This is a genomic window from uncultured Campylobacter sp., assembly GCF_937997465.1.
Classification (GTDB): domain Bacteria; phylum Campylobacterota; class Campylobacteria; order Campylobacterales; family Campylobacteraceae; genus Campylobacter_A.
In genome coordinates this window covers 1-2,633 of the sequence record NZ_CALKTQ010000329.1, presented here as the reverse complement: position 1 = coordinate 2,633, position 2,633 = coordinate 1, and the positions used below count along the sequence as shown (strand labels likewise).

The 2,633-nt window shown below is 46.6% G+C and carries 3 protein-coding genes; all 3 read left to right on the top strand.

Annotated features, from left to right (window positions below; genetic code table 11):
- A partial coding sequence (locus Q0546_RS11230) for a DnaJ C-terminal domain-containing protein (protein WP_298793090.1) occupies positions 1-628 on the top strand: 628 nt, incomplete at its 5' end.
- 1 nt (position 629) lies between these two features.
- Positions 630-1,007 (top strand): helix-turn-helix transcriptional regulator, encoded by a 378-nt coding sequence (locus Q0546_RS11225; protein WP_122871217.1) that lies wholly within the window; start codon positions 630-632, stop codon positions 1,005-1,007.
- Between the two features lie 125 nt (positions 1,008-1,132).
- A complete protein-coding gene (locus Q0546_RS11220; RefSeq protein ID WP_298793086.1) occupies positions 1,133-2,578 on the top strand; it encodes a potassium/proton antiporter in 1,446 nt (481 codons plus the stop codon).
- The last annotated feature ends 55 nt before the right edge of the window (positions 2,579-2,633 follow it).

The window sequence follows — 2,633 nt, the reverse complement described above, 5'->3', positions numbered from 1 at the left end:
CAGCTCTGGTATGGGAAATTTGGACGAAATTTTAAAAAATATCTTCGGCGGAGGCGGCTTTAGCGGATTTTCAAGTAGAAGCGGCTTTAGCGGATTTAGACAGACTGGCGGATTTAGCGGCTTTGAGGACGATGAGGATCTAGACTCGCGCGCGAAGGTAACTATACCATTTGACGTAGCGGTAAAAGGCGGCGAACACTCGATAAATTTTAACGGCGAAAATATCAAAATAAAAATCCCAAACGGCATAAATAACGGCGAAAAGCTACGCATAAAAGGCAAAGGTAGCGGCGGACACGGAGATCTGATATTAACCGTAAATATCGCGCCTAGCGACGAATACGAAAGAGACGGCGACGATCTATATAAAGACGTGCTAATCCCGCTAAAAACGATGATGTTCGGCGGTAAGATAGACGTAAAAACGCCTAAAAAAGACGTAACGATAAAAATCGCCGAAAACTCAAAATCCGGGCAAAAAATCAGGCTCAAAGGATACGGCGTGCAAAATAGAAAAAGCGGGATATTCGGTGATTTATACTTGCGCGCTCGCGTGTCTTTGCCGGACGTAAATGCCCTAGACGGCGAGCTAGCCGAGCTTATGAAGCAAAAACTCCCGGGGGCATAAGATGAAACAATACGAAGAACCGGTCTACCTAATAAGCGTCGTAGCAAAGGTGCTCTCCATACATCCGCAGACGCTGCGCCAATACGAGCGCGAGGGGCTGCTAGAGCCGTCAAGAACCGAGGGCAAGATGCGCCTTTACTCCGAAAAAGATATGGACCGCATCAAGATGATACTACGTCTAACGCGCGATCTGGGCGTAAATTTAGCGGGCGTGGATATCATCTTGCAGCTAAAAGAGCAGATCGAGCAGTCTGAGGTCATGATAAAGCAGATGAAAGAGGAGCTGGCTAAAATGGAGCAGGGCGGCGTGCCGTCTAAAAAGGCTCTGGTAAAGCGCAAAAATAGCTTTGATCTCATCTTTTATGATGATAAAAATTAATCCTTTTTATCCGTTAAAAAGGTAAAATCGGATAAAATTTATTTACGAAACGCGCCAAATTTGAGGCTTTAAGGGTGCTAAATTTAGCCTTAAATTTGCCCCGCTTTGAACTCAAATGAGGCACAATGTTAGAAACTTTTTTATTATTTTTTTCTATTCTACTTATCGCTTGTATCGTTTCTAGTAAGGTTTCAGATAGATTCGGTATCCCGTCGTTAGTCGTATTTTTGGCCGTGGGTATGCTCGCGGGCTCGGACGGACTGCTCGGGCTTGATTTTAATAATCGCCAAATCGCCCAAGACGTGGGCACTATCGCGCTTATTTTTATACTTTACGCAGGTGGCCTCGATACAAATTTAAAATCTATCCGCCCCGTCATGGTAAACGGCATCATCCTAGCCACCCTTGGCGTAGTGCTAACTGCCGGCATGATAGCCGTACTGGTAAAATACCTACTAGGCCTTGACTGGCTAGAGGCTTTGCTGTTTGGCTCTATCATCTCCTCGACCGACGCTGCTGCGGTGTTTGCGATACTAGGAGCAAAGGAAATTTCGCTGCGAAACAACATCCGTCCTCTTCTGGAGCTAGAGTCCGGATCAAACGACCCGATGGCGATTTTTTTAACCGTCACGATACTACAAATCATCTCCATAGCCACGATCCCCAGCGTTCCCGATGTTGCGTTAACGCTGGTTAAGCAGTTTTTGCTAGGCGGGCTGATGGGCTATATGTTCGGCGTCGCGCTGCCCGGGCTTTTTAACCGCCTAAGGCTTGAGTACTGGGGACTATATCCCGTGTTTTCGATGGCTTGGGTCATGCTTTTATACGTGCTAGCCGGCAAAGTCGGCGGCAACGGCTTTTTGGCTGTTTATATCGCGGGTATGTTTATAAATAAAAAAGAGTTCGCGCATAAGAAAAATTTGATCGGTTTTCACGACGGTATCGCGTGGACGATGCAGATCGTTATCTTTTTGACGCTGGGACTTTTGGTAAATCCTTCTCAGCTACCCGCCGTCGCGCTTGCGGGCGCCGTGGTCGCTTTTTGGATCATGTTCGTCGCGCGTCCTATGGGCGTTTTTCTCTCGCTTTTACTTTCTAGGTATAATGTTAAAGAAAAGATCTTTATCTCATGGGTCGGACTTCGCGGCGTCGTTCCTATCGTACTTGCGACCTATCCGTTCGGGGCGAATTTACCGAATTCCGAGCTGATTTTTAACACGATATTTTTCGTCGTATTCGTCTCGATCATCATCCAAGGCATGACGCTAGAAAAGGTCGCGCAAAAATGCGGCGTCAAAGAAGAAGCCGCACCAAAAGAAGTCGAGATGTCGAATTTACCGATCTTTTACCATACTTTGCGCCAGCACACCATACGCTTTGACGCCGAAGTTGTGGGCAAAAACCTAGCCGAGCTCGAGCTTCCTAGCGATTTTTTGGTGCTACTCATCAAGCGCAAGGGCGAGTACATCAAACCTACCGGCTCATCGGTATTTGAGGAGGGCGACTTGCTGCTTATTCAGTGCGAGGACGAGAACAAATACAACGAAACCCTAAAGACGTTTACGGCGTAAATTTGCTGCCGTTTGCATAAAATTTAAAGAAAGGAAATAGAAATGAAATTTGAGG